The organism is Photobacterium sp. R1 (assembly GCF_054600795.1).
In genome coordinates this window covers 1-543 of the sequence record NZ_BAAHZP010000061.1, presented here as the reverse complement: position 1 = coordinate 543, position 543 = coordinate 1, and the positions used below count along the sequence as shown (strand labels likewise).

Annotated in this window: 1 protein-coding gene; it reads left to right on the top strand. The window is 51.4% G+C overall.

All coding sequences use genetic code 11. The features are described from left to right. Positions 1-543: efflux RND transporter permease subunit (locus ACYP03_RS23940; RefSeq protein ID WP_459782355.1), on the top strand; the 543-nt coding region annotated here is incomplete at both ends.

The following is a 543-nucleotide window of genomic DNA, read 5'->3' as shown; positions in this document are numbered from 1 at the left end:
AAAGTGAGTCTGGCAAAGGCGAAATTGCCGGACGGCACAGACGAGCCGACGGTTAATGAAGTCACCATGGCTTCTGAAAACCCGGCCATCACTGTCATGTTGTCGGGCACAGCGCCAGAGAGGGCGCTGATTACTATCGCCCGCGATCTGAAAGATAAGCTTGAAAGCATGCGCGAAGTGCTGGAAGTGGATATCGGTGGTGATCGGGAAGACATGATTGAGATTCTGGTCGATCCGCTGCTGATGGAAAGCTACGATCTGGATCAACAAGATATTTATAATCTGATATCGCGTAATAATCGGCTTGTGGCGGCAGGTACGCTCGACAGCGGACAGGGACGGTTTCCGATCAAGCTGCCATCGGTCTTTGACAACATCAAAGATGTGATGGAAATGCCGGTTAAAGTGTCTGGCGATAAAGTGATTACATTTGGTGATGTGGCGACCGTTCGCCGGACATTTAAGGACGCAGAATCCTATGCCCGCGTGAACGGTAAACCTGCGGTGTCGCTGGAAGTCAAAAAGCGGCCGGGCGAAAATATC